Here is a 26,448-nt window from a genome sequence, read left to right on the forward strand (position 1 = left end):
GATGGGCCGCTCACTTCTGTTCCAGTACTGCAAAAAGATCCACGATACTTTGCCGCATGTCTTCGCTGTCCTGAAGTAGCTGTGCGGCATCAGCCAGTGGCGTTTCTGGCAATCTCGTTGGCAGATTTGTCAGTGCTTGCGTAGTTTTTGCCAGATTCCCATATTTAGAGTCACTTTTGTCGCTGGCTTCATTCGGTAGATCAGCCAGCCAAAACATCCTGTTGGCAGTATCTTCGTCACCTTTCGCGCGCACTAATTCACCTGCTGCACTGAAATCTCCTACTGTCTGCAAGGCTTGGGCACGCAACGATACAGCTGCCTCTGATTGGTCATCGGACAGCTCCAGGATGGCTTGATGTGGGCGCTCATCCAACAGAGCTGCTTTCGCCCGAATTCTTGCGCGCTCGCCTCGTTTGATCCTGTCTTGTGGGCGCTTCGCTAGAAAAAGCGCGTGCCTCGAAAACCCAATCGATGCCAACCTGTCGGCAACCGCTATTGCCGTTTCAGTTGCGAGTGCCTGAGACGGTTGCGGGGGCAAACTCAGTACGCGTCGCAAAAAGGTCGTGTCGTCAGCCCGTTCAGTCAGAACCAAAGTCACGCGGTTCAGAGTTTCTGCATCGTCAACTTCCAACGATAGGTTTGTTGCCAAATCCATTGCCGCATCAAACTCTTGACCCAAGCTCAGCGCCACGGCCTGAGTTCTTTGCATGAGCGGCCCGATGTCGGATCTTCGAAACTCAACCGTGTAGGATTCAGCCAAGCGCAATTCTTGCGGTGAAATGGCTCCACGTTCGGTCCAGCGTTTTTCGACCAGGCGCGCCAGCGCCAGTGGAGCCTCGAGTGCCGCGTCTGAGGCAGAAATGACATTGGTCAGCAGAGCTTCGGTTTTTGACGCGTTGCCTTCTGCATGTGCCACTTTAGCCTTGGCCTGAGTGGTGCTGGGACTCGTCTGGGGCTCCACGCGGTCGACCGAGCGTAGGATACGGCGGGCGGCCTCCAGTTCTTCGGCCTCAACCAATATGTTCGAAAGTGTTGGCCCGACGTGGCGACGAAGGTGATCCGGCAAGCGTGCGAAACTCTGCTCGATAGCGATCAGATAGGCGTTGTCCCGCAAACGGCTTTCAGTCAATGCGGCCCACAAAGCCGCATCACTTTCACAACGCTGCAGATTTGCGAATGGGTTCTTATCTGGCGCTAAACCTTTATCCAAAAACAGGGCAATGGCGGAGATGCGGTCTGTTTCTGCCGTTTTCTTATCCAACAAATCCAAAGCCTGCTTCGCTTCGGCACCGAAACCTGAATACGCGTAGAGCTTGGCCAGTTTGAGGGCTTGATCCGCATCAATGGCGTCGAATTCCTGAAATAGCCCGGAACGAAGCTCGGCTGTTTGAACATGAAACGGGCGGTGGTCGGACCAATCGGCAAAAGCTAATTCTCGGTTCGAAACGCATTTCGGTTGCTGCACAAGTTGCGGAATGTTCGGTCCCAAAAGGCCGTTCAACCCATCCAGGATAGAGGTGACGTTGATATTCTGCTCTAAACCACTCGGAACCAGTGTGTTGAGTTCAATAGCAGAAGCCCTAGGACCAAGTGGCGCAACTTTGAGGTCGACAATATCGCGATCCGCCCCCTGCAATAAACGCGTCGACAACTGCTCTTCCAGTCCGCTCGCGTTAAAAGACAATAGTGGTATTTCAAGTGCATCCAGACTCTGGGTTGCAGACAAAGGGTTGCTTTTGATTGGGGGCTTAGGCAAGGCCGGAGGAGGTACATCGCTGGTAATTGGGGGCAGGAATGTCCCGGGTGCGATATCGATGACAATCATAGTGTCTTTGAAAAGAAATGCAGTCGCTGTGCATTCACAACCAAACTCCATTTCCAGAGCAGCGCCCGCCTCAGACTGGGACAATGTCGCCAGTCGATCGGTGTTTAGACGTTGAAATACTGATCCTGTCTGAAAGATTGCATCTTTAAGCGCAACGCTGAGACGCGCACCGTTCTTGGACTGTTTTAAGACCCATCCCGTGTCGTGGGGAATTTGAACCACTAATCTGGTGTAACCGTCATGTTCACCGGATCGAACGGTCAATTCCTGAGCTGCCGCAGTGCTTGCGGCGACAATGAAGGTAGAGGCAAGAAGGGCGAACCGGATCATGCTGCGGCCTGCTTGAGTTCTTTCAGAGCATCTTCCAACTCAGTGAAGCCAGGCCGGTTATGTGTTGGCGTGTTCTGGCGACCAACTTCGATGCACATTGCTGCGTTGTGATGATGCAGATTGGCGACAAGGACTTCTTTGATCAACTGATAGAAATGGTTGTCCTCTTCGACCACCGCTTTCAGTTTTCCGGCGAAAGGACCGACCAACCCGTAGGCAAGGAAAACTCCGAGGAACGTTCCCACAAGTGCACCTCCGATCAGTTTACCCAGTACTTCAGGTGGCTGGTCGATCGACCCCATTGTCTTAATCACGCCGAGAACCGCCGCGACAATGCCCAAGGCAGGAAGACCATCTGCAACAGTTTGCAAGGCATGGCTTGAATGCATGGCGTGGTGGAAGTTCGCCTCCATCCGTTTTTCGAGAACCTCTTCGACCTGATGCGGATCGTCGTAATTCATGGATGCGGATCGCATCGTGTCGCAAATCAGATCCACAGCTTCTTTGTCAGCTTGAATTTTCGGGTAGGCTTGGAACAAAGACGAGTTCGCGGGGTCTTCGATATGTTGTTCGACCTCTACCGGGTTCGCTTTGGCGATCCGGATCAGTGAAAACAGAAGGCACAAGAGATCGCGGTAGTCTTCGGGCTTCCATTTCGGCCCTTTGAACACTTTGCCCATATCCTTGGCGGTGTGTTTGACGGCGCTCATGTCGTTGCTGATCAGAAAAGCACCCACTGCAGCACCGCCAATCATCATCATCTCAAACGGGAGCGATTTCATAATGATAGCCATTTTGCCGCCTGCGGCCAGATAGCCGCCGAACACCATGGCGAAAATGATAACAATTCCGATAATTCCGATCATGAATGATCTCCAGAAAGTTCTGACGCGGTGTAGAAAAACGTCTTATTCATTGGGGGTTGCGGCGTTGCGTCCGGCCATGACCACGCTGATCGTGTAGGCGGTCTCAGGGGCAAGGCCCGCCAGTACACCCGCCGCAGCATCAGGAGGCATACGAGACAGAAAGCCAGCCGCAAAAGTCGGATCCATCGCCTCAAACAAAGCAGCGGCATCTTTGGGTTTCATGTTCTGATAAATATCGGTCAGACGAGTCAGGTCTGTTTCCGCAGCTTTTTCTGCATATGCGAGTGTTTCGCGCAGGGCTTCCTCTGCTTCTACCAGTGCAGTCAGGCGCGTTTCGATGGCCTGGCTTGCAATCTCAAGCGCTTTTTGCTTGTCTTGGGCTGCGGCCTCTCGTTTTTTCAAACTCTCTTCCCGCCGCAGAAGTTCCGTCAACAGAACGTCTGTCCCGGGCAGTTGGGTCAGTGCCTCGATAGGTTTAGGCAAGGTCGGCTCAGCCCCCTTGGCCAGCGCAGGCCCAGCTTCCAGCCCCAGTCGAATCGCTGCGGATCCGATCATCAGCATGGAAATAACCGCAAGCACGCCGCCCTTTGGACGCTTTTTGGCAGATCGACTCATCATGTCGCGACCTCTTCGGGGGTGCGGTCATGACGGAAGAACATCAACCCGCCGTTACGTTTGGTCTGCGGTGCGGCTGGCGAGGCAAACTCTTGGGGTTTGGTCGCTTCGTTTGACTCTTCTGGTACTTCGACTTCGTCGAATTCGGGTTCCAGGGCAGGCTCGCTTTCAACCTCTGGTTCTGCGGTTTCAGGCACAGCATTCTCTTGAGGAAGTACGTCGTGCATCGATGCCATCATCAATTCAAGGCGTTTGGCGACGGCCTCGGCCCGTTCAGTCAGGTCTTTCAAAACCGCCCCTGATTGGTCTGACGCTTCGCGAGCCGAACCTAACGATTTTTTCAGTTCGTCCGCCTGCTTGGAAAGAACGGCAACCGCACCGCCGACCCCCTTTTCCAAATCGGTAAAACGTTTGAGCCGCCGCGACAGCACAAAACAATAAAGACCCGCACCCAGCGCGCCAGCGACAAGCAAAATATCAGCGATCAGCTCCAACTTGGCCTCCTAGTTCAATACGAATTCCATCACGAGAACGTCGCGCACGCGGCCTTCTCCCACGACAATTTCAATGCGTCGCAGAAGGTGTCCGCGGATACGCATCAGGGCCAGAGAATCCTCGATGTCCGACACTTCGAGCGCGCGCAGATAGCCGTTCATCACATCCATGATTCGCGGCTTCATCTTTTCGACGTCTGCGAGGTAATCTTTGTTCACCTCGAGCTGGGCGTGAAATTTTAGGTGCCGCGAATCACCGGTTTTCACCGAGACGATCACTGGCGAGAGGTCGATGAATCCAACTTGCGGCAGAGCCTTTACGGACGACTTGGCCTTTTGCTCCATAGCTTTTTCAGCTGAAGGATTCCCCCCAATCGGGAGCATTCCGGATGTAGTCAGGAAATAGCCGCTGACGGCTCCTGCCAAAGCGAGAATCCCTCCAATGATCATCAATTTTTTCCCCAATTTATCAGGGACTTCTGCCTGTTCTGCAGTCGCGTCAGTCATGACGTCCTCATTTGTCCGTTCTGCAATCGTCATAACCCGGCAGGGACTAACCGATTGTTAAGGGCAATCGTCCAAACAGGGGATGCGCCGGGCAGAATGTCGGCGAGTCGGAGGTGAGCGTGCAGCAGATCGGAACTGTCTGGGCAAGTTTGGACAGGCGTAAACAAATTATCGTCGCTGGTGCAGTTGTGCTGGTGTTTCTTGGGGTTCTTGCGATGTCGCGCCTGGTGACAGCGCCATCAATGACCCTGCTTTATGCCGGGCTGGAAAGCGGCGCGGCGGGGGATATCGTTCGTTCGCTGGATCAGCGCGGCGTCCAGTATGAGATCCGTGGCGGGTCAATTTATGTACCTGGATCGCAGCGGGATGAGCTGCGAATGACATTGGCCAGCGAAGGCCTGCCCGCAAATGGGAATCGGGGTTACGAACTGCTGGATTCACTTAGTGGTTTTGGCACTACGTCGCAGATGTTTGATGCCGCCTATTGGCGTGCAAAAGAAGGCGAGCTTGCGCGAACGATCGTCGGTAGCCCTCACGTCAGTCAGGCTCGGGTCCATATTGCCAACGGTTCAACCAATCCGTTTCAGCGCAGTGTGGCTCCGACCGCGTCGGTATATTTGGTCCCGTCGGGCGCGCAGATCACGTCTGATCAAGCTAAGGCAATCCGGTTTCTCGTAGCCTCTGCCGTGAGTGGTTTAGCGCCGGAAAATGTTGCCGTCATAGACGCAAACGGATCCGTCATCGGAGCGCAGGAAACCGCTGTGGCTTCCGATACAGCAGATGACAAAGCGCGTCAGTTACGTGAAAGAGTTTTGCGATTGATCGAGGCTCGTGTCGGGGCAGGCAATGCTGTCGTCGAGGTCAGCGTGGACACTGTTACCAAGACTGAGTCCATTCGAGAGCGCCGCTTTGATCCTAATGGCCGCGTCGCCATCAGTACCGAATCTGAAGAACGTTCGGACAGTGCCAGAAACCAGTCTTCGGACGTCACTGTGGCGTCGAACCTGCCGGATGGTGATGGCGCAGGTGGGGATGAATCAAATTCAAATGCGACTCAAACACGCGAGCGGGTGAACTATGAGGTCTCCGAGACTGAGCTTGAAGTGCACAACGCGCCAGGAGCAATCAAACGCTTGACGGTTGCAGTTCTGGTGAACGGGACACGTGCGACTGATACGGCGGGGGCTGAGACCTTTGTGCCGATGCCCGAGGCGGAAATGGATGCTCTGAAAGAACTTGTCGCCTCGGCCGTGGGCTTCGATCCGGAACGCGGGGATGTCATCACCCTCAAATCGATGGACCTGCCAGTGGTTGAGCCACAAGGCACCCTTGTGTCGTCCTCAATCTGGCAAAAGGTCCATTTCGACGCGATGTCCCTAATTCAGATGGCAGTTCTGGCAATCGTCTCGCTAATTCTGGGCTTGTTCGTAGTACGTCCAATCCTGATGAAACCTGCAGCGGCTCCGGCTTTGTTACCAGCAGACTCATCTTCTGATCCCGATTCCTTTCTAACCGGAGAAATCGCGTTGGAAGGTGACGAGCCTTTCATGCCTTTGCCGGGGCAGGTTCCGATTGACGATCTCTCCGCACTAAACGGACCAGTCAGCGAAGATCCTGTAGATCGATTGCGTTCGATGATCGGTGAAAAACAAGAAGAGACCGTCGAGATTCTGCGCAGCTGGCTGCAAGAAGGTGAGGAGCGTGTTTGATGTCGATTGCTCATCTTCTTGAAGACTTCACTTTGCAGGCAGGCGGAAGCAAGTTGCATTTGCTGGATGAAGACGCGTTAGAGGAACAACGCTTGGCTGCTTTTGAGCAAGGCTACAGCGCAGGTTGGGAAGACGCGGTTCAGGCGCAAGAACAAAGTCGGGGACAGATCGCGGAAGACTTAGCTAAGTCGCTTGAGGATATGTCCTTCACCTATCACGAAGCAATTACTCGAATGACTCTTTCGTTGGAGCCAATGTTCCAAAGTCTGGTCAGCGTTGTTTTGCCCGAAACTTTAGATCAGGGCTTTGCTACACGGTTGATAGAACAGCTTTCGGACATGGCGCGTGAAGAAGTCGCTCAGCCGATGCAAATTTTTGTACCCGCAGGGCGAGCGGCAGACGTCGAAGCGCTGTTGCCGCAGTCTCTGTCAACGCCCACCCGCGTCATTGAAGACCCGTCGCTGCAACCCGCGCAGGCAAGACTGCAGGTTGGCACATCTCAGCGCGAAGTAGATTGCACCGGGCTGCTTGCCTCAGTCTCCGAGGCGTTCGACGCATATGTTTTTGAGGCAAAAGAGGCATTGAACCATGAATGACCAGCAGACTTTGAAATCCGAAAAAACCAACCCTTTCGAAGCCGTTCCGATCGAAGTTACGGTCTCAGTCGGTCGAGCGCGCCCATTGATCCGCGATCTCTTGAGCATGGGTGAAAATGCAGTGCTGACCTTGGACAAACGGATAGAGGATCCGGTTGATCTGTATGTCGGAGATCGTCTTGTCGCGCGGGGTCTGTTGGAAGAGATGGAAGGTGATCAGGCAGGTCAGCTTGCAGTTCGACTGACCGAAATCGCGGATTTGCAGAACGGGATTGGTTGATGCGTTACCTGCCTTGGCTGGTCGTCACACTTGCGACACTGTCTCCATCTCTGGCCGCAGCACAAGAGCTGTCGGTGTCTATGGGGGATGGTGGCTCGATTTCGGCGAGGACTATCCAGCTGATCCTTTTGATCACGGTCCTCAGCCTTGCGCCGGGGTTGGCGATCATGGTGACCTGCTTTCCATTTTTGATCACCGTTCTGGCCATCTTGCGACAAGGTATCGGTTTGCAGCAATCGCCACCTAACATGCTGATTGTCAGCCTGGCGATGTTCTTGACCTACTTTATCATGGAGCCGGTTTTTACCGAGGCTTGGACGACCGGTATCAAACCTATGGTCGAGGAAACGATGGATGTTGAGCCAGCATTACAACTCGCGGTCCAACCATTCCGAGCTTTCATGGCCGCGCGCTTGGACCCCGACACTTTTCACGCCATGGCAGCGTTGCGACCGGGTGGCTATGCTACGGCCCTGACGCCCGAGGCACCGTTGTCCATCCTGATGCCGTCTTTCATGCTGTCTGAAATTGCCCGCGCCTTTCAGATCGGATTTTTAATCTTCCTGCCGTTTCTTATCATCGATCTGGTTGTCGCAGCGGTTTTGATGTCGATGGGGATGATGATGGTACCACCTGCGACCGTATCACTGCCGTTCAAGCTTGCCTTTTTTGTCATCGCGGATGGTTGGTCACTGATCGCTGGTGCGCTGGTGCGCAGCTATATGACCTGAGCCATCATTGCCGCGCGATTTGAAGCTGAGCGCGCAGGCCTTGATCCCCGGCCTGAAAGCTCAGCGTGCCGCCATGCTGTTCGGCAATTGTGGCGACGATGGTCAGGCCAAGGCCGAACCCGTCGGAAGACCCTGTGTTGGAACCGCGCCGGAACGGAGCCATAAGCGCTTCGATATCAGAGACGGATAAATCGGCGCCTTTATCTTCTACAGTAATGGTGGCCATACGCGCATCGGTTTCCAACTGCACTTCGGCGTGGCGGCCATATTTCAACGCGTTGTCGATCAGGTTTGTCAAAGCGCGTTTCAGCGCAATTGGGCGCCCCATAACCAACATACGACGAGTTTCAGGCAATACTCCTTGTCCTCGTCGTGACATAAAAACGGACGGAGCGCCTTCGACCGCGACCGGAGCGATCTTCTTAAATGTCACAGGAAGGTCCATGTCTTGATAGTCGGCGACCAGAGACTCGACCAGTGCGGTCAATGAAATCTGGCAGGGTTCTTCGACGCTGAGCTCAGAACGCGTGTAGGTCAGCACGCTTTCGATCATGCCTGTCATCTGATCTACGTCGGCCTCAAGCTTTTCCCGAAGTTCGTCATCATGGATCAATGCCGCACGCAGGCGAACTCGGGTCGCGGGCGTTCCGAGATCATGGCTGACGCCCGACAAAACGGTGGCGCGTTTTTCCAGTTGTGCCCGCTCAGCATCCAAATGGTCATTAACAGCTGAAACGATTTCACGCAGTTCCAATGGGCCGTCGGCGTCATAACTGTTTGGTCCACCGCGGCGCTTTCGCTCGCGCAACGCGTTCGAAAACCGGGTGAAGGTATCCGAGACATTGCCGACGGAGGTCAGTATGACTGCCAGCGCCACAATCGCGGCCAGAATGGCGGGCAACCGCAAGTCGGCGGGTGCGGCCTTGCAGCCCCAGATTTCGGTGCCGTCCACTCGCTGCCAGTTGTTGAGACCAAACTGCGCAATCAGGATTGGTTCACTGCAGTACGTTGCCAGTAGGCGGGTCAGATTCCCCATCTTTTCGGCCCCAGTCTGGTCGATATGCGACAGGATATCTGAAACTGGATAGACCAGCCGGTCGGACATGACCGCCAGCGTCAATTCACGCCCAGTCAGGGGTGCGGTGTTGTCAGTCAGAATTGATAGATTGGTGACGAAACTGCGATCCGATAGGCCCGGCAATTGTTCAAACTGTCCGGCATCGGCCAATTTCGCAGCCTCTGGAGTTAAAGGTGTAATTGTAACGCCCGGCGGAGGGGGCAACCCAATCCGAAGGTCTTCGTAGACCGAGAACCCGGCGACAAAAGAGCGGGTCAGAAAGTCGTCCCAAGCGCGCGCGGATGCAAACCACAACCCTGCGGATAACAAGCCCGACGCAAAGGCCGCGCCGGTCCAGATCCAACCCAGACTACGGAGGCGCGGCGCACGCGCTTTCATGCGTCCTCTTCCACGGTTATCTCAGCTGCAAAGACATAACCGACCCCACGCTCTGTCCGTAGCATTTGGGGATCTTTCGGGTTGGCCTCGATCTTTGAGCGCAATCGTCCGACCAACATATCGATGGCTCGGCCCTGCGCTTCGGGCTTATCGGCGCTTCCGGTGACATCGAGTGCGGCGGCGATCTCGTCCCGGGTCAGTGGAATATGGGGATTGGCCAGCAGAACTTTGAGCAGTGCGGTTTCCCGTTGAGACAATGGAACCAGATAGCCTTCGGGAGAATGCACCTCATCCCGTTTACCGTCATAAGACCAGTTGTTGAATCGAAAGCTGCGTGTGCGGCGGCGATAGGCCAGTGACGGAGTACGTCGCGCGCGCTGCATCACCGCGCGAACCCGGGCTAGCAACAGCTGTGGATTAAATGGCTTGGCGATGTAGTCATCCGCGCCGACCTCGTACCCTGCCATGCGTTGATGATCAGCCGAAAGAGCCGAGACGAGTATGATCGGCACATCTTGTTCGGTCCGCAGGCGGGCGCAGATGTCCACTCCGTTCTCATCCCCGAGCATCACATCCAGCAGGATCAGGTCAATCCGCCCAGAGGTCAGGTGCGATCGAATTTCGTTTTCTGAACTGGCGGGCAGGGCGATGAATCCGTTCTGTTGCAGGAACTGAGTCATCATCGACCGCATCTCTGGGTCGTCATCCACCACCAAAAGTCGCGGAATGCTCACGCGGTTCGTCCTCCCAATTTCTGCTCCTCCAACATCTTCCATTGTAACGAACGGAAACAGATTCAATGTCAACGTAACACGCTGTAACAAAAGCGGTGAAAATTTGGGAGGCCGCAGGGATTTACCCCTGATTAAACGTTGCCAGACGGGGATCTGACCGCAGTATGGCTGGCATCGCTGCGTTTGCAGTCACTGAATTCTCTAGGGAGGAGACAAGAAATGAAACAATTTGCACTCGCCACCGTCTCGACTTTGGCCGTTGTGGCCGGGTCGTCGGTATTGGCTGATCCGCAAGCCGAAGTGCTGCACTGGTGGACCTCGGGCGGTGAGGCCAAGTCGGTTGCCGTTCTGCAGGAAGAGTTTGCCTCGAATGGCGGCACGTGGACGGATATGCCGGTTGCTGGTGGTGGCGGTGACGCGGCCATGACTGCACTGCGCGCCCGTGTTCTGGCCGGTAATGCTCCGACCGCAGTTCAGCTGAAAGGCCCCGCCATTCAGGAATGGTATGAAGAGGGTGTATTGGCCGACATCTCTTCGGTCGCCGAGGCCGAAGGCTGGGCCGACGTTCTGCCTGCTTCGATTGCGGGCCACATGAAGTGTGAAGGTACATGGTGTGCCGCACCTGTGAACGTCCACCGTGTCGACTGGATTTGGGCTAATGCCGACGTTCTGGCTGCCAACGGCATCGAGATGCCAACCACTTGGGATGAGTTCAACACTGCGGCCACCAAACTGATGGACTCTGGTGTTATCCCGCTGGCCCATGGTGGTCAGGCCTGGCAGGACGCCACCGTATTCGAAGCTGTTGTACTGGGCATCGGTGGCCCCGAGTTCTACCAGAAAGCGCTGGTTGATCTGGACCCCGAAGCACTGACCTCGGACACAATGGTTCAGGTTTTCGACCAGATGCGTACGATGCGCGGTTACGTGGACGAGAATTTCTCGGGCCGTGACTGGAACCTTGCGACCGCGATGGTCATGAACGGCGAAGCCGCGTTCCAAATCATGGGTGACTGGGCCAAAGGTGAGTTCCTGGCGGCGGGTAAAAAGCCCGGTGAAGACTTCCTGTGCGCTTCGACCCCAGGTGACGGCTATCTGTACAACGTAGACAGCTTTGCCATGTTCGACGTCGAAGGTGACGACAAAAAAGCCGGTCAGGACCTGCTGGCCAAGCTGATCGTGGCACCGAACTTCCAGAAGGTGTTCAACCTGAACAAAGGTTCGATCCCTGCGCGTACCGATGTAGCGCTGGATGACTTTGACATCTGCGCCAACCTGTCGGCCGAAGATATGGGCTCGACTTCGGCCGCTGGCTCGCTGCTTCCGTCCTATGCACATGGTATGGCACTGCGCGGTGCGCAGTCCGGCGCGATCACTGATGTTGTGACCGCTCACTTTAACTCGGAAATGTCCTCAGCTGACGCAGTTCAGCAACTGGCGGACGCGGTAGCCAATAGCTACTGATCCGAATCTGCTCTGCCCCCTATACTGAGGGGCAGAGCATCTTTTCTCCCGGAGGAAAAAATGTCCGAATGGCTGGAAAACCACCTGCCCAAGGTGGTGCTGGCACCGTCGTTCATTGCCGTATTGATTTTTGTCTACGGCTTTATCGGATGGACGGCTTGGGTGTCGCTGACCCGATCGAAACTGTTGCCTAAATACGAGATCAAAGGATTCATCCAGTATGAACGCCTGTTTGACTCGCCCCGCTGGGATACGGCAATCAACAACCTTTACCTGTTCGGTACCCTGTTCATCGTAATCGCGATGGTTCTGGGTCTGCTACTGGCCATTCTGCTGGATCAGAAGATCCGCGTCGAAGGGGCCATTCGGACGATCTACCTGTATCCGATGGCGCTGTCGATGATCGTAACCGGCACCGCATGGAAATGGATTTTGAACCCGGGTCTGGGCATTGAATCCATGGTGCAGGGCTGGGGTTTCACAAACTTCGAATTCGATTGGCTGGTGAACCCGGATTACGCCATTTACACCATCGTGATGGCCGCGATCTGGCAGAGTTCGGGCTTCGTCATGGCGCTGTTCCTTGCTGGCCTGCGGTCAGTAGATGGTGAGATCATCAAGGCTGCACAGGTCGATGGTATCCCAACATGGCGCATCTATACGGCGATCATCATCCCCTCGATGGCTCCGATCTTCCTGTCCGCCTTCATCGTGCTGGCGCACCTCGCGATCAAGAGCTTTGACCTTGTCATCGCCCTGACGGGTGGCGGTCCGGGTTACGCGACCGACCTGCCGGCAACCTACATGTACGCAATGGCCTTTTCGCGCGGCGATATCGGTCAGGCGGCTTCATCCGCGATGATCATGATGCTGGTCGTCTTTGCCATCGTGGTTCCTTACCTTTACTCAGAACTGAGGGCGAAAAATGACTGATATTTCGATGCCTCATACCGAAACCCGAACCCAAAGTGCCACTGGCAAGATTGCCCTGCGTTGGCTGCTTTACGTCCTGCTGGGCCTGTTCGCGCTGTATTACCTGATGCCGCTATTCGTGATGTTGACCACATCGCTGAAAAGCCTTGAGGAAATCCGTACAGGCAGCCTGATCTCGCTGCCGCGTGAGGTTAGCTTTGATGCTTGGAAAACGGCATGGTCCGGTGCCTGTACCGGTATCCAGTGCGAGGGTCTGCAACCCTATTTCTGGAACTCGGTCCTGATTGCGGTGCCCGCAGTGGCCATCTCGACACTGCTGGGTGCGCTGAATGGTTATGTCGTGGCGCAGTGGCGGTTCAAAGGTGCCAACATCATCTTTTCGCTGATGCTGTTTGGTTGCTTCATTCCGTTTCAGGTTGTTCTGCTGCCGATGGCGCGTTTGCTTGGCATGATGGGCATTGCCGGAACCATTCCCGGCCTGATCTTTGTCCACGTGATCTACGGGCTGGGCTTCACCACGCTGTTTTTCCGCAACTACTATGTCACCATTCCGGCCGAACTGACCAAGGCTGCGCGGGTGGATGGTGCCGGGTTCTTCCGGATCTTCTGGTCGATCTTCCTGCCGCTGTCGCTGCCTATCATCGTGGTGACTGTCATCTGGCAGTTCACCCAGATTTGGAACGACTTCCTGTTCGGCGTGTCGTTCAGCCAGGCGGGCACGCAACCCGTGACCGTTGCGCTTAACAACATCGTAAACTCCACCACTGGCGTAAAAGAGTACAACGTCGACATGGCTGCCGCGATCATCGCGGGTCTGCCGACGCTGCTCGTCTATGTCGTCGCCGGTAAGTATTTCATCCGCGGTCTGACCGCTGGCTCAGTGAAGGGATAAGACCCATGGCTCCCATCCTTGATATCAATAAACTCTACAAGAATTACGGCGCGACCGAGATTTTGAAGGACATCAACATCTCGATTGAACCGGGCGATTTTCTGGTGCTCGTTGGCCCCTCGGGCTGCGGTAAGTCGACCCTGTTGAATTGCATCGCAGGGCTAGAGGAAATCACCGGCGGCACCCTGTCCATTGGTGGCAACGACATGACCCATGTCAGCCCCAAGGACCGCGACATCGCGATGGTGTTCCAGTCTTACGCGCTCTATCCGACCATGACCGTGGCCAAGAACATCACCTTCGGCATGAAGGTGCGCGGGGTCGATCAGGCGACGCAGGATGCCAAGCTGAAGGAGGTCGCGTCGCTTTTGCAGATTGAACCTCTTCTGAACCGCCGACCCAGCCAGCTATCCGGTGGTCAGCGCCAGCGTGTTGCAATGGGCCGGGCGCTGGTACGCGATCCCAAACTGTTTCTGTTCGACGAGCCTTTGTCTAACCTTGACGCCAAATTGCGGGTCGAGATGCGGACTGAGATCAAAAAGCTGCACCAGACGCTGGATGCGTCCATCGTCTACGTTACCCACGACCAGATCGAGGCGATGACACTTGCGACTAAGATTGTTGTCCTGAAAGGCGGGATCGTGCAGCAGATTGGTACGCCGGCTGAGATCTACAACAACCCGGCCAACCTGTTCGTGGCAGACTTTATGGGTTCGCCGGCGATGAACCTGATCCCGGCTCAGGCCAAAAAGAACGGTACCGGCACAGAGATCGCTATTGCGCGTGAAACCGGTGAGACGCTGGTGCTGAAAGATTCCCGCGACTTGTCACTGCCGCAGGACGTGATCCTTGGTCTGCGTCCTGAAGATATCGCCGAGGCGGGCTTCCGCGCCGGTGCCGGCGTGCAAGAGGCGGAATGCATGGTGGATATGGTCGAACCCGCGGGCGCGGACACCTATGTGGTTTCAGAATTAGGTGGAAAGCAGGTCACCGCACGCTTGCACGCAGAAACCAGCGCACAGGCGGGCAAGATGCTCAATCTTGCCTTTGACATGAGCAAAGTATCCTACTTTGCCAAAGAAACCGGCGAGCGGTTGAACTAAAAAGAAAAGCGCCGTGCAGTTACCTGCGCGGCGCTTTTTTGTAAGCCGTGGACTGGTTCAGCTAACCTTGTTCTGCTTCATGTCCTTGATCAAGCGGTTCAGGTCACCGCCACGAGCATCAAGCATCGCGCCAATCTCGGTGCGCTCGGTCAGCAGCATATTCACACCTTCGATGAACATGTTGAAGAACTTGTCGCGGCCCGATTTGTCCGAAACAAGGAAGGTTACCTCGAACGGTGACGAGCCCTGCAGTTTTACCGAAGTGCGCACCTCGTATCCCGCTTTGATCTTGCGCGCATTGCGGACTGTAACCTGACCGCCGATGAATTCGCGGAAACGACGCCCATATTTGTTCGAGATATAGCCCTGAAACGCTCTGGTGAACTGTTTGATCTGCGACGGGCTGGCTGAACGCCCATCGGCCCCCAGCACATAACGCGCCATAATCGGCACGTCTGCATACTGGACGAAGATCTTTTCGAAATCCCGGATCATCGCCTTTTCGGACTTGCCCGAGGCAATCACGCGATTGATGTCGTCAACAACGCTGACAACCAGTGCTTTGGCGCTTGCCTCAGTTTGGGCAAAGGCGGGAAGGGCGGTCATCATAATCCCGGCCAACCCGGTGGCGATAAATCCGCGTCTATTCAAATGATTATTCTGCATATGGGTCCTCGTAGGGGTCTAGGTAGGGGTCCCTGACAGGGTCGGTCCCGGTTTCGGCATATGGGTCATCATACAGACCCAGATAGGCGTCCTCGTCATCGCGTGCCAGTTCGAAGCGGCGATTTTGGATATAAATTGTCTGTGCCTGCGCATAGCTGTCGGCACTTTCATAAAGAATCGAATCCACCGTATCCGAGAACCGGCCCCGGTCGCCCATCCGGCGCACAACTTCGGCGTAAACACCTATGTTGTCGACCGGGCGCACCGGGCTGAAATTGATCGGGTTCGAGAACAGGTTGACGATAACGCCAATCGAATCCCGCTGTGTTGAGGGGCCGTAGAAGGGCAGTTCGACATAAGCGCCCTCGCCAACACCCCATACATGTAGGGTCTCGCCGAAATCGGTATCTACCGGCGGCAGGTTCAACTCGGCGGCGGGGTCAGATAGGCCCAAACCGCCTACCGTAGTATTGACCACAAACCGTAGCAAAGCATTGCCGGATTGTTTGATATTGCCCTGCAACAAATAGTCCAAAGCCTGCCCGGGCATCGTCAGGTTTTCAGCGAAATGGTTAAAGCTTGTCACCATCGGCTCGGGCACGATCTGGACGTAACCCTTTGAGGCTGGGCGAAACAGAAACCGGTCAACACCTAGGTTGAACTTGTGAATGCCCCGGTTGGCGTTCTCGTATGGATCGAACACCTCGTTTGGTGGTGTGCCTTCCGGAGGTCGCGTGGCACAGGCGCTTAGGACTGTCATCAGGGACAGAAGGATCAGGGGTTTCAAGCTGATTCTGCTCAACACGGTCTTCGCCACTCCAAACCGTTCGGAACTAGTTTTCCCGAACACTTAATCAATACTGCCTGTGGTCGCGTCGCGCGGCCCAATCCGATGTCACATAGCCGTTTCACAACCAATATGAAACAGCTAGCGTTTAACCCGCCCGATGGGCAGAGGTAAAGTGACGTAAGTTCAACTGTTCGGAATAAGAAGAGTTATGCCAATACTCTGCGCAGGCTGCGCCATCTTTTTCGCACTTTCCGAAACCGGACATCCCGGTTAGCTTCGCGCCGACTCAAGTTTGGGAGGTTACCTAATGAGCATCGCAGCTAAACTGGAAAGTCTGGGCGTCACTCTGCCGGATGCGCCGGCACCGGCGGCTAACTATGTGCCTTTCGTGCGCGTAGGCAACATTGTGTACGTTTCGGGACAGATTTCCAAAGACGAAGACCTGATCACCGGCAAGCTGGGTGACGACATGGAGGTCGAGGCTGGCGCGGCTGCTGCAAAGGTCTGCGCGATCAACCTACTGGCACAGGTCAAAGCCGCCTGCGGTGGTGACATCGACAAACTGGTCCGGGTGATTAAGCTGACCGGATTTGTGAACTCGACCGCTGATTTCACGGCGCAACCCCAGGTGATCAATGGTGCTTCTGATTTTCTGGTCGAAGCGCTGGGTGAGGCGGGTCGCCATTCTCGTTCGGCCGTTAGTGCCGCGGCGTTGCCACTCGGTGTGGCTGTCGAAATCGAAGGCATCTTCGAGGTTCAATGACGCCTTCTCTGCCATCCGTATTCCTGCAAACCCCGATTGCGCATCGGGCGTTGCATGACCTCTCGGACAACCGCCCGGAAAACAGCCGGGCGGCTATTCGTGCCGCGATCGATGCCGGCTATGGGATCGAAATTGACTTGCAATTGACCTCTGACCACCGGGCGATGGTGTTTCATGACTATGACATGGCGCGCCTGACAGGTCAGTCTGGCCCAATTCAGCAGATTTCATCATTGCAGGCGCAGGCCACACAGCTTTTGCATGCCGATGACGGGATTCCGACGTTGGATGAGGTTCTGGAGATGGTGGCTGGAAAAGTTCCGCTTCTGATCGAGTTCAAGGATCAGGACGGAGCGATGGGCACACGTGTCGGTCCGCTTGAGGCGGATGCGGTGCGGGCGTTGCAGAGTTATGACGGTCCCGTAGCGTTGATGTCATTCAACCCCAATTCTGTGGCAGAGATCGCCCGTCTTGCACCGAACCTGCCGCGAGGCATCGTGACGTGTTCTTACAAACCCAAGGTCGAGCTATTGCCGCAGACCGTTTGCGATCATTTGCGCGATATTCCCGATTTTGATCGTGTTGGGGCCAGCTTTATCAGTCATGAAGTGGCCGACCTTTCCCGGCCCCGAGTGGCCGAGCTGAAGTCGCGCGGCGTGCCAATTCTGTGCTGGACTGTACGGTCGCCCGAACAAGAGGCACACGCGCGTGAGGTTGCCGATAATGTGACCTTTGAAGGGTATTTGGCCCCTCATCCGGGTTGAACCGATCCCCTACCGTCACAGATAAAGATCAGACGCGGAGGGCACATGGATCAGGCGCAAATCGAAGTTCAGGTTCTGGGATCGCTCTCGCAGATTTCTGAGGAAGACTGGGACAGTTGCGCCTGTCCCGAGGCCGCTGATGGTAGTCGTCCTCTGGATCCGTTTACGACGCACCGTTTCCTTTTGGCGCTGGAAGAAAGCGGTTCAGTCGGGCGGGGTACCGGATGGCAGCCACAATACCTGACGGCATATCTGGATGGGATGCTGATTGGTGCGGCCCCTATGTACGCCAAGTCGCACAGTCAGGGCGAGTATATCTTTGACCACAACTGGGCCCACGCCTACGAAAATGCGGGCGGTCGGTACTATCCCAAGCTACAGATTGCGGTGCCCTTCACACCTGCCACTGGGCGGCGTTTTCTGGTGCGACCGGGATATGAGGCCGTGGGTATGTCGGCTTTGGTGCAGGGCGCGGTTCAATTGGCTGCCGACAACCGAGTGTCATCTCTGCACGCTACTTTCTGCTCCGAGGATGAGGCCATCGCCGGCGAACAGATGGGCTTGATGTTGCGGACTTCTCAGCAGTTTCACTGGCTCAATGATGATTACACGGATTTCGACGGGTTTCTGAATGCGCTGTCATCACGCAAACGCAAGAACATCCGCAAGGAACGCGCGCAGGCCTGTGGGTTTGGCGGCGAGATCGTTACGTTGACGGGCAGTGAGTTGCAGCCTGAACATTGGGATGCGTTTTGGCGGTTTTACCAGGACACCGGGGCACGCAAATGGGGATCGCCGTACTTGACGCGGCAATTCTTCGATATCGCTCAAGAGACCATGGCTGACGACATGGCTTTGGTGCTGGCAGAACGCGATGGTTATCCGATTGCCGGGGCACTGAACTTTATCGGGCGCGAAACCCTTTATGGTCGATATTGGGGCTGTATCGAACACCACCCCTGCCTACATTTCGAATTGTGTTATTATAGGGCAATCGACTTTGCCATTGCGGAAGGCTTAGCCCGGGTGGAGGCAGGCGCGCAGGGCGAACACAAACTGGCGCGCGGCTATCTTCCAACGCGAACACACAGCTTGCATTGGGTTGGTGACCCCGGTTTTGCGGATGCGATCAAGAAATATCTGGACGCCGAGGCCCACGCAGTGGGAGAAGAGATCGAGATTTTGACGGATTATGGTCCGTTCAGAAAATCGAACCCGGAGGAACAGCAATGACAGAACTCTTGTCAGCAGAGACCCGCGGCCCGCTATTGGACCCGCTGTTCAAGAACGGCTGGACCATGGTCGAAGGCCGGGATGCGATAACCAAGACCTTTATCTTCGAGGATTTCGTGCACGCCTTTGGTTGGATGACTCAGGTGGCTATTTTCGCAGAAAAATGGAATCACCACCCTGAATGGACCAATGTTTACCGCACGATCGAGGTGACGTTGGCCACGCACGACGTGGGTGGCTTGTCGGCGCAGGATGCTAAACTTGCCCGCAAAATGGACAGTCTCTGTTAGCGGTTGCCTTCACCTACGCCACCCGCCAACGAAGCAGCCACACCCATCTGTTCGAATTCGGAGGGTGTGACGCTGCCGCCGCTGACATCGATACCAGCCGGAATACCTGTGGTCTTATTGCCGACCTGCCGTACGCTGCGCGCGGACGGGTTAATGTCCAGACAGCGATTATTGTAACAGGTCAGTCCGGACGTACTGATCTGGATGCGCTGTTGGCCGTCCGGCCCGGTCACCAACGGTGCCTGCGGTGCATCGCAGGCTGCAATCAGCCCCAATAGGCCAATGCAAATCCATCTGTTCATTGCATGCTCCTGTCCGCGCAGGTCTGACCTGCTGGCTATGGTTGTCCGGGCATTCTAGTCCAGCCGACCGTTTCCATCCTTGTCTGCGGCAGAAAAGTCTTGGTTCATCTGCGCGTCGTATTCTGCCCGAGAGATAAAGTCATCGTTGTTTCGGTCAACATCCTGAAACTGCTTTATGTCCAAAAACGGTTTGGCCTCATCCAATCCCAACGTGCCGTTTTTGTCGTCGTCCATTTCCTGAAAGGCATAGTCGGAAAAGGCGTCGAATTCATCCTTGGACAGGAACCCGTCATTGTTCTCGTCGATAGCCCGAAGCTCGTTCTCATGAAGCTCGGCAACTGTTTCAGCAGAGGCGGCGCTGGCCATAAGAGCGGCCGCAACGATTAGAAATCCACGTGTCATTCCAGTTCTCCTCAGCATGCGAATCTGTTGCCCTCGACAGCACCGGCGGCTGCTCCTGCCGCTGTCAGGATCGATTTACCTGACCCGCCACCGAACTGGTTGCCGATGGCGCCACCGATCAGCGCGCCGCCCAGGGATCCGCTGAGGCAAGCGATTTCATGCTGTCGTGCTGCCTGTTGTTGAGGTGTCGGGGCCGGACCGCAGGCGGCGAGCGCGCCGGCTGCACCAAGCAATACAGTGAAAATCTTTAGTTTCATCAAAGAACTCCCTGATTGTATGCCACAAGTATCGGCAGATCAGGGAGTTCCATCAAGTTAAATGGCATTCATGACCCCGGAATGACTTGGGGTCATGTTGTCTCAGATCGCCTCTAGCAGGCCCTCGCCGGCAGAAATCTCGCAAGCACCTGGGTTGTCTTCGAGGTTCAGGGCGGTGACCTTACCGTCCTCGACCAGCATGGCATATCGTTTGGATCTGGCGATTAGTCCCGCAGGCGGAGCATCGAAGTCCATGCCAATGGCCTTTGTAAACTCGGATGCGGGATCACCCAGCATTGTCAGGCCTGCCTCGGTGGCACCTGTGGCTTCGCCCCATGCTTTCATCACGAACGGGTCATTCACCGAGACGCAAATGATCTCATCCACACCCTTGGCATCGAACTGATCCTTGGTGCGCATGAAGCTGGGCACGTGGGCGGAATGGCAGGTCGGCGTGAACGCGCCGGGCACTGCAAAGATCACAACTTTGCGCCCTTTGGTCTTGTCTGAAATCCGCACCTCTTCGGGGCCGTCTGCGCCCATTTGGGTTAGTGTGGCGTCGGGCAGCATGTCACCTGTTGAAATCATTTTACGCTCCTGTCGTTTGGATTTGCAGAGTCGGCCTTAGCCGCAATATAGGTGGTCGAGTGGATGAGACCACGGGAATTCGACAGGGTGGGAGGAACATGAGCCATATTGTCGTGATCGGTGCAGGGCAGGCGGGGTCTTCGCTTGTCGCCAAGCTGCGCAAGGACGGGTTTGAAGGTGACATCACTTTGATTGGAGCCGAGCCGCATCTGCCTTATCAGCGCCCGCCGCTGTCCAAGGCCTATCTGCTGGGTGAGATGGAGCTAGAGCGCCTTTTTTTGCGGCCCGAAAGCTTTTATTCCGAGAACAACATCACCTTGCGTTTGGGCCAGCGGGTCACCGCAATTGATCCCAATGCCAAGACCGTCACCTTGGGCGACGAGGTGATCTCCTATGACGAACTCGCATTAACCACCGGGTCGGACCCGCGTTATCTGCCTGCCGCAATTGGCGGTTATCTTGAGGGCGTCCACGTGGTGCGCGATCTGGCCCATATCGACGACATGGAGCCCCGCGTGACCGACGGCGCTCGGGCGCTGATCGTGGGCGGCGGGTATATCGGGCTCGAAGCCGCTGCGGTTTGCGCTAAGCGTGGGGTCAAGGTGACACTGGTCGAGATGGCCGATCGCATCCTGCAACGGGTCGCAGCACCCGAGACGAGCGATTATTTCCGTGCCCTGCATACGGAATATGGGGCCGATATCCGCGAAGGCGTTGGACTGGACCGTTTGGTTGGCGAAAATGGCAAGGTGGTCGGCGCGGTTCTGACAGACGGCACTGAACTTGAGGTTGATTTTGTTGTTGTCGGCGTTGGCATTGTACCCTCGACCCAACTGGCCGAGATGGCGGGGCTTGAGTTGGACAACGGCATCAAGACTGACGCGCACGGGCGCACGTCCGATCCGTCGATCTGGGCGGCGGGGGATTGCGCTTCCTTCCCACACGGCGATGCTCGAATCCGGCTGGAAAGCGTCCCGAATGCGATTGATCAGGCCGAAATAGTGGCCCAGAACATGCTGGGTGCGGCGAAAGACTACGTGGCTACGCCCTGGTTCTGGTCGGATCAGTATGACGTTAAGCTTCAAATAGCGGGTCTAAACACCGGTTATGACCGTGTCGTGACTCGAAAGGGTGAAGGTCAGACCGTGTCTTTCTGGTACTACAAGGGTGATCAGCTGATTGCGGTCGACGCAATGAATGACCCGCGTGCCTATATGGTCGGAAAGCGGCTGATCGATGCAGGCAAGACTGCCGACCCTGCTGTAGTCGCCGACACTGAAGCGGACCTAAAACCGTTGCTCAAAGCGTGAGGATAATCGCCGGAGAGTTTCGGGGCCGCGCCTTGGCTTCGGTTGGCAAAGGGGATGCGGGCGCGCATCTGCGCCCCACCACTGACCGCGTGCGCGAAAGCTTGTTCAACGTCCTGAGTCACCAGATCGATTTTGACGGGCTGCGCGTGCTTGACCTTTTTGCTGGCACCGGAGCGTTGGGTCTTGAGGCGCTGTCTCGCGGTGCTGCGCATGTGACATTCGTCGATGACGGACGAGTCGCTCAGGGCCTGATCCGCAAAAATATCGAGATCACGCGCAGCACTGACCGTACCGATTTAATCCGCCGGGATGCCACGCGGCTGGGTGAAAACCCAAGCGCGCCTTATGATCTGATCTTTTTGGACCCGCCTTATGGCAAGTCTATGGGGCAGAAGGCCATCGCCGCTCTGTCCCAAGGTTGGATCGCTGACGACGCCCTAATCGTGTGGGAGGAAAGCGCCCCGATGCAAGCGCCCGAGGGGTTCACCCTGCAAGACAGCCGCAAATACGGCGATACACATATTACCCTGATGTGGAGCGGCAACTCGGATGCATGATCTGGTCATTTTTGATTGCGATGGCGTTCTGGTCGATAGTGAGCCCCTGTCCAACCAGGTGTTGGTCGACAACCTCGGACGCTATGGGCTGAACTTGACCCTAGAGGACAGCGTTGGGTTCTTTGTGGGCGGCACCATGACCGGTGTTCGGGACAAGGCCCGGGAACTGGGGGCTGACCTGCCAACTGATTGGGTCGATGAGGTTTATGCAGAAACATACGACCGTCTGCGTCGCGGTGTGGATTTAATGCCGGGTGTTTCTGATCTGCTTGATACGCTGGACGCGAAAACTATCCCGTTCTGCGTTGCCTCAAATGGCAGTCCTGACAAAATGAAGATCACTCTGGGTCAGAATGGGCTCTGGCATCGTTTTGAGGGTGTCATGTTCTCGGCGCATGTGTTGGGAACAGCCAAACCCGATCCGACGATGTTTCAGACTGCGGCGAAACAATTCGGTGCCTCACGTCCGGTAGTCGTCGAAGACAGCGCCAGCGGCGTGACCGCAGCGATGCGCGCCGATATGCGCTGTCTGGCCTATGCGCCAGATGGCGGTGGTGAAAAGCTGGCCAAGCTTGGGGCTGAGGTTTTCACTGATATGGCCGAAGTTCCGGCGCTTTTGGGGATTTGAGCGGGGCGTGTTAGTATTAAAGGTATGGACCGTGCCTTAACCCCTCACCTCTGGATCGACGCGAAAGAAAGCGAAGCCGCTACTGGCCCCGAGCCGAAACCTATGCGCGCGCCAGTTTTTATCCACGATGCTGTAACGCCGTGGGGGCATGAAACACTCCTGTTGAAACTGATGCGCGATCAGGCCGCTGATCAGGAGGAATAGGTCGGGTGGAACTTGTTGCCCGGTGACAGGGTAAAGATTTCAACCCCATCTGCCGTCACACCTACAGAATGCTCGAACTGTGCCGACAGCGACTTGTCGCGGGTCACGGCGGTCCAGTCATCGGCCAGTGTCTTGGTTTCGGGGCGGCCAAGGTTCACCATCGGTTCGATGGTAAAGAACATGCCCTCTTCCAGCTTGGCGCCGGTTCCGGGACGGCCATAGTGCAGCACGTTTGGTGGCGCGTGGAACACTCGGCCAAGCCCGTGACCGCAGAAATCGCGGACAACGCTCATCCGGTGCGCCTCGACATAGGCCTGAATCGCATGGCCGATATCGCCAAAGGTGTTTCCCGGCTTAACCATCTCGATACCCTTAAAGAGGGCGTCATGGGTCACCTGAATCAGTCGCTCGGCCTTGCGGGGCAGTTTCCCGGCCACATACATGCGCGAAGTATCGCCGAACCAGCCGTCAACGATGACCGTGACGTCGATATTCAGGATGTCGCCATCCTTTAATCGTTTGTCTCCGGGGATGCCGTGGCAGACAACGTGATTCACACTTATGCAGCTGGCGTGCTGATAGCCCTTGTAGCCAATAGTCGCCGAGGTTGCCCCGGCGTCCTCAACCATCTGGGTGATGATCCCGTCAATTGCACCGGTGGACTGGCCCGGAAATACATGTTCTGCAATGTCATCCAGAATCCGCGCAGCCAAGGCCCCTGCCGCGTGCATGCCGGCAAAGTCACCCTGTTCATAGATGCGGATACCGTCCTTCGTCAGACGGCCACGATGTTCCTTCATGGATGCGAGGCTCCAAATGTTTCGCGCAGCACTCTTTTTAAGCTGCTTGTGCAGAAAGTACCAGAGGGCGTTGAGTCGCAATGTCAAGGGTTGGGCAAACTCTTTATCGTGAGTGGACCCTGTCTCAGTAATGAGCTAGCTGGGCCCAAACCCCATCGGGGTAAACAAACATGAGAGGAGCCGGCAAATGCAAAACGCTGATCAACTCAGGGCTGAACTTAGCAGTATCAGTGATCTCCTCAGAAACGGTCGTGCGGAACGCGCATTCAAACGAGCGACCAAGGCTGCAAAGAAATGGCCCAAGGTTTCAGCATTCCCCATGTTGGCCGGTTTGAGTGCAATCCAGCAGCAAAAGTTCAAACTGGCTCAGGCGCACCTGCAACGGGCTTGGCGAATGGAGCCAGGAAATGCAGAGTTGACCCAAAACTATGCAATGAGCATGGTTCAGGGCGGTGACGCAGAAGAAGCGCTGCGATTCATTGCGAAAGTGGCTGGCAACACGCCAATACCGCCAGCTTTACAGTATATCCGTGCAATGGCTCTGGTTCGCGTTCAGAGAAATGACGATGCCCTTTCTTCGATCGAACAAATCATTGAGAAACAGCCGGGAAACTTGCAGGCCCAGTGTCTGAAAGCAGAAATTCTGGATGATATGCGTAAGTGGGACCAGTCGGTGGACGTCCTGACGGCATTGGTCGAAAAACATCCTAAATTCCACTATGGGCAACTGAGCTTGGCAAAGGCACATGTTGGGTTAGGAAACCTTGATCTTGCGCTAACTCACGCGCGCTCTGCGTTGTCTTTGGCGCCGGGTCATCCCGATACGGTAGAGCTTTTGGCGTCACTTCCAAACCTCACCCAAGCGGATCGCGATGGATTGCAGACTCAGGTGAGCAAAGCCCTTGGGACACCTTCTTCGAACCGAGAAGCCGCGGCCATGATCCACTTTGCCGCTGCTGGTCTGGCAAAAAAGAACAACGATACAGCGCAAGAGATGGCGCACCTGGCTGACGCGCACGCTCTGTTGCGCGAAGGATATCAGGGATGGGACGAACGCAGCCGAAAAGAGTGCCGCAATCGGCTGGCATCCCCTTTGCCTGCATTGAATTCTGAGCCGCAAGCTGACACGGCGCGCCCGATTTTCGTTTTGGGTTTGCCCAGATCGGGGACAACGTTGGTCGAGCGTATTCTGGCCTCCCATTCCAAGGTGCAGGGTTTGGGTGAACTGGGAAGTGTTCATCAATGGGCCCGGCAGGTCGAGGGGCAGAAGCCCAGCGAGTACAATGCGCAGGACCTTGCGGATTTCTATTCAAACCTGAGGCCCGAACTGGCCAATACCACCGAGGCATTCGTTGATAAGGCACCGGGGAACTACGCCTTTATCGGGGCTATGACGCAAGCCTTCCCCAACGCCGTGATCCTGAATGTCCAACGGGACCCTCGCGATATCGCACTGTCCATGTGGCGGTCGCATTTTGGTGCAGGAGGATTGTTTTTCACCCATGATTTTAAATGGATGGCGGCCGAGGCAAATCGGTACCGGCAGTATATTCAGCATTGGCACCAGCTGTTGCCCGGTCGTGTCCACGACATTCAGTACGAAACTCTTGTCTCTGATCTGGAACCCACGGTGCGTGAATTGGCGCAGATATGCGGTCTGTCCTTTGAGAATCGCATGTTGTCGCCAGAAGAATCTTCGGACGCCGTAAAGACGGCCAGTAACCTGCAAGTCCGCAAGCCGGTCAGTTCGGCCTCAGTTGGGGGATGGCAAGCGGTGGCCGATCAGTTGGAGCCTTTTGTAAAAGGCCTGGATACGGAACTGTGGCCGGACGTAAGAATTCAGAGTTAGGGCAGTCGGCACTGCCCTAACCAAGCTGTCTTATACGCAGGAATAAAATATTTGGCGCACCGGGCGCTGCGACCCGTCCGCCTGTGTTCTGTTGTTGATGCCCAAATCCTTTTTGATTGCGACGCCGCCGGTCAGGCTGGCGCTGTTCTGTCTTGCGCAAAAGGATGCAACGCGGCTCCTGACTTCTGGTTCTGATACTTCGTCGGGGAAAAAGCCGACTTCGATTGTTTTGTAAACACCGCCGGACTCCAGCGGGAAAACCAGATCCAGGCCTTGGCGATCAGCCGGATTCGGGAAAACGCTTTGAACCAGCGCGGCGCGTCGGGTTGCCGCCGCCTGCGAGTCTACTGAACACGCGGATAGAGCAATAGTCGTGATGACAAGTGATGCCAGATACTTCATGAAATTCCCGTTTATGCCTGTTGAAATTGTTCGAGACTGGCCGATTGCACACTTAAGTTGTGCGGGCCAAGATTTTCATGATGAAAAAATGAGGCACTTTCGGGGCGG

32 protein-coding genes are annotated in these 26,448 nt (G+C 55.8%); 17 read left to right on the forward strand and 15 right to left on the reverse strand.

Annotation, left to right across the window (positions count from 1 at the left end; translation table 11 throughout):
- Window positions 1-10: 10 nt before the first annotated feature.
- The 5 genes from ACR0EO_RS12225 to ACR0EO_RS12245 are packed head-to-tail and all read right to left on the reverse strand — an operon-like array spanning window position 11 to window position 4,637.
- The gene (locus ACR0EO_RS12225; RefSeq protein WP_480690247.1) at window positions 11-2,155 is read right to left on the reverse strand and encodes a hypothetical protein; all 2,145 of its coding nucleotides are present in this window, start codon (window positions 2,153-2,155) and stop codon (window positions 11-13) included.
- A complete protein-coding gene (gene motA, locus ACR0EO_RS12230; RefSeq protein WP_480690249.1) occupies window positions 2,152-3,021 on the reverse strand; it encodes a flagellar motor stator protein MotA in 870 nt (289 codons plus the stop codon). Before motA ends, ACR0EO_RS12225 begins: the two co-directional genes overlap by 4 nt.
- A 42-nt stretch (window positions 3,022-3,063) precedes the next feature.
- Window positions 3,064-3,639, reverse strand: a complete 576-nt coding sequence (locus ACR0EO_RS12235; protein ID WP_480690251.1) for a MotE family protein — start codon at window positions 3,637-3,639, stop codon at window positions 3,064-3,066.
- Window positions 3,636-4,130: a hypothetical protein gene (locus ACR0EO_RS12240; RefSeq protein ID WP_480690253.1), complete on the reverse strand. Its 495-nt coding sequence runs from the start codon at window positions 4,128-4,130 to the stop codon at window positions 3,636-3,638. The genes ACR0EO_RS12235 and ACR0EO_RS12240 overlap by 4 nt, the downstream gene beginning before the upstream one ends.
- 9 nt (window positions 4,131-4,139) lie before the next feature.
- Window positions 4,140-4,637, reverse strand: coding sequence for a flagellar basal body-associated FliL family protein (locus ACR0EO_RS12245; RefSeq protein ID WP_480690255.1), 498 nt, complete (start codon window positions 4,635-4,637; stop codon window positions 4,140-4,142).
- A gap of 119 nt (window positions 4,638-4,756) precedes the next feature.
- On the opposite strand from ACR0EO_RS12245, the gene fliF reads away from it, so the two are divergent.
- Genes fliF through fliP form a run of 4 tightly spaced genes read left to right on the forward strand, consistent with a single transcriptional unit; the run spans window position 4,757 to window position 7,953 of the window.
- Entirely contained in the window at window positions 4,757-6,346 is a 1,590-nt protein-coding gene (gene fliF / locus ACR0EO_RS12250) for a flagellar basal-body MS-ring/collar protein FliF (RefSeq protein ID WP_480690256.1), read from the forward strand.
- A complete protein-coding gene (locus tag ACR0EO_RS12255; RefSeq protein ID WP_480690258.1) occupies window positions 6,346-6,942 on the forward strand; it encodes a FliH/SctL family protein in 597 nt (198 codons plus the stop codon). Before fliF ends, ACR0EO_RS12255 begins: the two co-directional genes overlap by 1 nt.
- Window positions 6,935-7,222: a FliM/FliN family flagellar motor switch protein gene (locus ACR0EO_RS12260; RefSeq protein WP_480690260.1), complete on the forward strand. Its 288-nt coding sequence runs from the start codon at window positions 6,935-6,937 to the stop codon at window positions 7,220-7,222. The genes ACR0EO_RS12255 and ACR0EO_RS12260 overlap by 8 nt, the downstream gene beginning before the upstream one ends.
- Window positions 7,222-7,953: a flagellar type III secretion system pore protein FliP gene (fliP, locus tag ACR0EO_RS12265; RefSeq protein WP_480690261.1), complete on the forward strand. Its 732-nt coding sequence runs from the start codon at window positions 7,222-7,224 to the stop codon at window positions 7,951-7,953. Before ACR0EO_RS12260 ends, fliP begins: the two co-directional genes overlap by 1 nt.
- 4 nt (window positions 7,954-7,957) lie before the next feature.
- On the opposite strand, the gene ACR0EO_RS12270 is transcribed toward fliP, so the two are convergent.
- Window positions 7,958-9,409, reverse strand: a complete 1,452-nt coding sequence (locus ACR0EO_RS12270) for a sensor histidine kinase (RefSeq protein WP_480690263.1) — start codon at window positions 9,407-9,409, stop codon at window positions 7,958-7,960.
- Window positions 9,406-10,143: a response regulator transcription factor gene (locus ACR0EO_RS12275; protein ID WP_480690265.1), complete on the reverse strand. Its 738-nt coding sequence runs from the start codon at window positions 10,141-10,143 to the stop codon at window positions 9,406-9,408. The genes ACR0EO_RS12270 and ACR0EO_RS12275 overlap by 4 nt, the downstream gene beginning before the upstream one ends.
- Window positions 10,144-10,362: 219 nt before the next feature.
- Between ACR0EO_RS12275 and ACR0EO_RS12280 the strand changes: the two genes are divergently transcribed.
- Genes ACR0EO_RS12280 through ACR0EO_RS12295 form a run of 4 tightly spaced genes read left to right on the forward strand, consistent with a single transcriptional unit; the run spans window position 10,363 to window position 14,535 of the window.
- Window positions 10,363-11,607, forward strand: coding sequence for an ABC transporter substrate-binding protein (locus ACR0EO_RS12280; RefSeq protein ID WP_480690267.1), 1,245 nt, complete (start codon window positions 10,363-10,365; stop codon window positions 11,605-11,607).
- Between the two features lie 60 nt (window positions 11,608-11,667).
- Entirely contained in the window at window positions 11,668-12,540 is an 873-nt protein-coding gene (locus tag ACR0EO_RS12285; protein ID WP_475211875.1) for a carbohydrate ABC transporter permease, read from the forward strand.
- Window positions 12,533-13,432 carry a carbohydrate ABC transporter permease gene (locus tag ACR0EO_RS12290; protein WP_480690270.1) on the forward strand — a complete coding sequence of 300 codons (900 nt, stop codon included), beginning with the start codon at window positions 12,533-12,535 and terminating at the stop codon, window positions 13,430-13,432. Before ACR0EO_RS12285 ends, ACR0EO_RS12290 begins: the two co-directional genes overlap by 8 nt.
- A 5-nt stretch (window positions 13,433-13,437) precedes the next feature.
- Window positions 13,438-14,535, forward strand: coding sequence for an ABC transporter ATP-binding protein (locus ACR0EO_RS12295; protein ID WP_480690272.1), 1,098 nt, complete (start codon window positions 13,438-13,440; stop codon window positions 14,533-14,535).
- 57 nt (window positions 14,536-14,592) lie between these two features.
- On the opposite strand, the gene ACR0EO_RS12300 is transcribed toward ACR0EO_RS12295, so the two are convergent.
- Window positions 14,593-15,201 (reverse strand): MlaC/ttg2D family ABC transporter substrate-binding protein, encoded by a 609-nt coding sequence (locus ACR0EO_RS12300; protein ID WP_480690274.1) that lies wholly within the window; start codon window positions 15,199-15,201, stop codon window positions 14,593-14,595.
- The gene (locus tag ACR0EO_RS12305; RefSeq protein ID WP_480690445.1) at window positions 15,191-15,961 is read right to left on the reverse strand and encodes an MlaA family lipoprotein; all 771 of its coding nucleotides are present in this window, start codon (window positions 15,959-15,961) and stop codon (window positions 15,191-15,193) included. Before ACR0EO_RS12305 ends, ACR0EO_RS12300 begins: the two co-directional genes overlap by 11 nt.
- Window positions 15,962-16,298: 337 nt before the next feature.
- On the opposite strand from ACR0EO_RS12305, the gene ACR0EO_RS12310 reads away from it, so the two are divergent.
- Genes ACR0EO_RS12310 through ACR0EO_RS12325 form a run of 4 tightly spaced genes read left to right on the forward strand, consistent with a single transcriptional unit; the run spans window position 16,299 to window position 19,041 of the window.
- Window positions 16,299-16,754 carry a RidA family protein gene (locus tag ACR0EO_RS12310; protein WP_480690276.1) on the forward strand — a complete coding sequence of 152 codons (456 nt, stop codon included), beginning with the start codon at window positions 16,299-16,301 and terminating at the stop codon, window positions 16,752-16,754.
- Complete coding sequence (locus tag ACR0EO_RS12315; RefSeq protein ID WP_480690278.1) at window positions 16,751-17,518, forward strand: glycerophosphodiester phosphodiesterase family protein; 768 nt, start codon at window positions 16,751-16,753, stop codon at window positions 17,516-17,518. Before ACR0EO_RS12310 ends, ACR0EO_RS12315 begins: the two co-directional genes overlap by 4 nt.
- Window positions 17,519-17,563: 45 nt before the next feature.
- Window positions 17,564-18,751: a GNAT family N-acetyltransferase gene (locus ACR0EO_RS12320; protein WP_480690280.1), complete on the forward strand. Its 1,188-nt coding sequence runs from the start codon at window positions 17,564-17,566 to the stop codon at window positions 18,749-18,751.
- The gene (locus ACR0EO_RS12325) at window positions 18,748-19,041 is read left to right on the forward strand and encodes a 4a-hydroxytetrahydrobiopterin dehydratase (RefSeq protein ID WP_480690282.1); all 294 of its coding nucleotides are present in this window, start codon (window positions 18,748-18,750) and stop codon (window positions 19,039-19,041) included. Before ACR0EO_RS12320 ends, ACR0EO_RS12325 begins: the two co-directional genes overlap by 4 nt.
- Here ACR0EO_RS12325 and ACR0EO_RS12330 read toward each other — a convergent pair.
- The 4 genes from ACR0EO_RS12330 to ACR0EO_RS12345 all read right to left on the reverse strand — a co-directional run bounded on the left by ACR0EO_RS12330 (window position 19,038) and on the right by ACR0EO_RS12345 (window position 20,590).
- Window positions 19,038-19,343, reverse strand: coding sequence for a hypothetical protein (locus tag ACR0EO_RS12330; protein ID WP_480690284.1), 306 nt, complete (start codon window positions 19,341-19,343; stop codon window positions 19,038-19,040). The genes ACR0EO_RS12325 and ACR0EO_RS12330 overlap by 4 nt on opposite strands.
- 54 nt (window positions 19,344-19,397) lie before the next feature.
- Window positions 19,398-19,745: an EF-hand domain-containing protein gene (locus ACR0EO_RS12335; protein WP_480690286.1), complete on the reverse strand. Its 348-nt coding sequence runs from the start codon at window positions 19,743-19,745 to the stop codon at window positions 19,398-19,400.
- An 11-nt stretch (window positions 19,746-19,756) separates the two neighbouring features.
- On the reverse strand, window positions 19,757-20,002 hold the full coding sequence (locus ACR0EO_RS12340) for a glycine zipper 2TM domain-containing protein (RefSeq protein ID WP_480690288.1): 246 nt from the start codon (window positions 20,000-20,002) through the stop codon (window positions 19,757-19,759).
- A gap of 102 nt (window positions 20,003-20,104) precedes the next feature.
- The gene (locus ACR0EO_RS12345) at window positions 20,105-20,590 is read right to left on the reverse strand and encodes a redoxin family protein (protein WP_480690290.1); all 486 of its coding nucleotides are present in this window, start codon (window positions 20,588-20,590) and stop codon (window positions 20,105-20,107) included.
- Between the two features lie 98 nt (window positions 20,591-20,688).
- On the opposite strand from ACR0EO_RS12345, the gene ACR0EO_RS12350 reads away from it, so the two are divergent.
- Genes ACR0EO_RS12350 through ACR0EO_RS12365 form a run of 4 tightly spaced genes read left to right on the forward strand, consistent with a single transcriptional unit; the run spans window position 20,689 to window position 23,289 of the window.
- Window positions 20,689-21,900, forward strand: a complete 1,212-nt coding sequence (locus ACR0EO_RS12350; protein ID WP_480690292.1) for an NAD(P)/FAD-dependent oxidoreductase — start codon at window positions 20,689-20,691, stop codon at window positions 21,898-21,900.
- Entirely contained in the window at window positions 21,897-22,457 is a 561-nt protein-coding gene (rsmD, locus tag ACR0EO_RS12355; protein ID WP_480690294.1) for a 16S rRNA (guanine(966)-N(2))-methyltransferase RsmD, read from the forward strand. Before ACR0EO_RS12350 ends, rsmD begins: the two co-directional genes overlap by 4 nt.
- Complete coding sequence (locus ACR0EO_RS12360) at window positions 22,450-23,085, forward strand: HAD family hydrolase (RefSeq protein WP_480690296.1); 636 nt, start codon at window positions 22,450-22,452, stop codon at window positions 23,083-23,085. Before rsmD ends, ACR0EO_RS12360 begins: the two co-directional genes overlap by 8 nt.
- A gap of 24 nt (window positions 23,086-23,109) precedes the next feature.
- Window positions 23,110-23,289, forward strand: a complete 180-nt coding sequence (locus tag ACR0EO_RS12365) for a hypothetical protein (protein ID WP_480690298.1) — start codon at window positions 23,110-23,112, stop codon at window positions 23,287-23,289.
- On the opposite strand, the gene map is transcribed toward ACR0EO_RS12365, so the two are convergent.
- Window positions 23,277-24,089, reverse strand: a complete 813-nt coding sequence (map, locus tag ACR0EO_RS12370) for a type I methionyl aminopeptidase (RefSeq protein WP_480690300.1) — start codon at window positions 24,087-24,089, stop codon at window positions 23,277-23,279. The two genes, ACR0EO_RS12365 and map, sit on opposite strands and share 13 nt — an antisense overlap.
- Window positions 24,090-24,276: 187 nt before the next feature.
- Here map and ACR0EO_RS12375 point away from each other — a divergent pair, with 187 nt between their 5' ends.
- Window positions 24,277-25,938: a tetratricopeptide repeat-containing sulfotransferase family protein gene (locus ACR0EO_RS12375; protein WP_480690302.1), complete on the forward strand. Its 1,662-nt coding sequence runs from the start codon at window positions 24,277-24,279 to the stop codon at window positions 25,936-25,938.
- Window positions 25,939-25,968: 30 nt separating this feature from the next.
- Here the strand turns inward: ACR0EO_RS12375 and ACR0EO_RS12380 are convergent, their stop codons facing one another.
- A complete protein-coding gene (locus tag ACR0EO_RS12380; RefSeq protein WP_480690304.1) occupies window positions 25,969-26,340 on the reverse strand; it encodes a hypothetical protein in 372 nt (123 codons plus the stop codon).
- Between the last annotated feature and the right edge of the window lie 108 nt (window positions 26,341-26,448).

The organism is Ruegeria sp. BE9, from assembly GCF_056538765.1.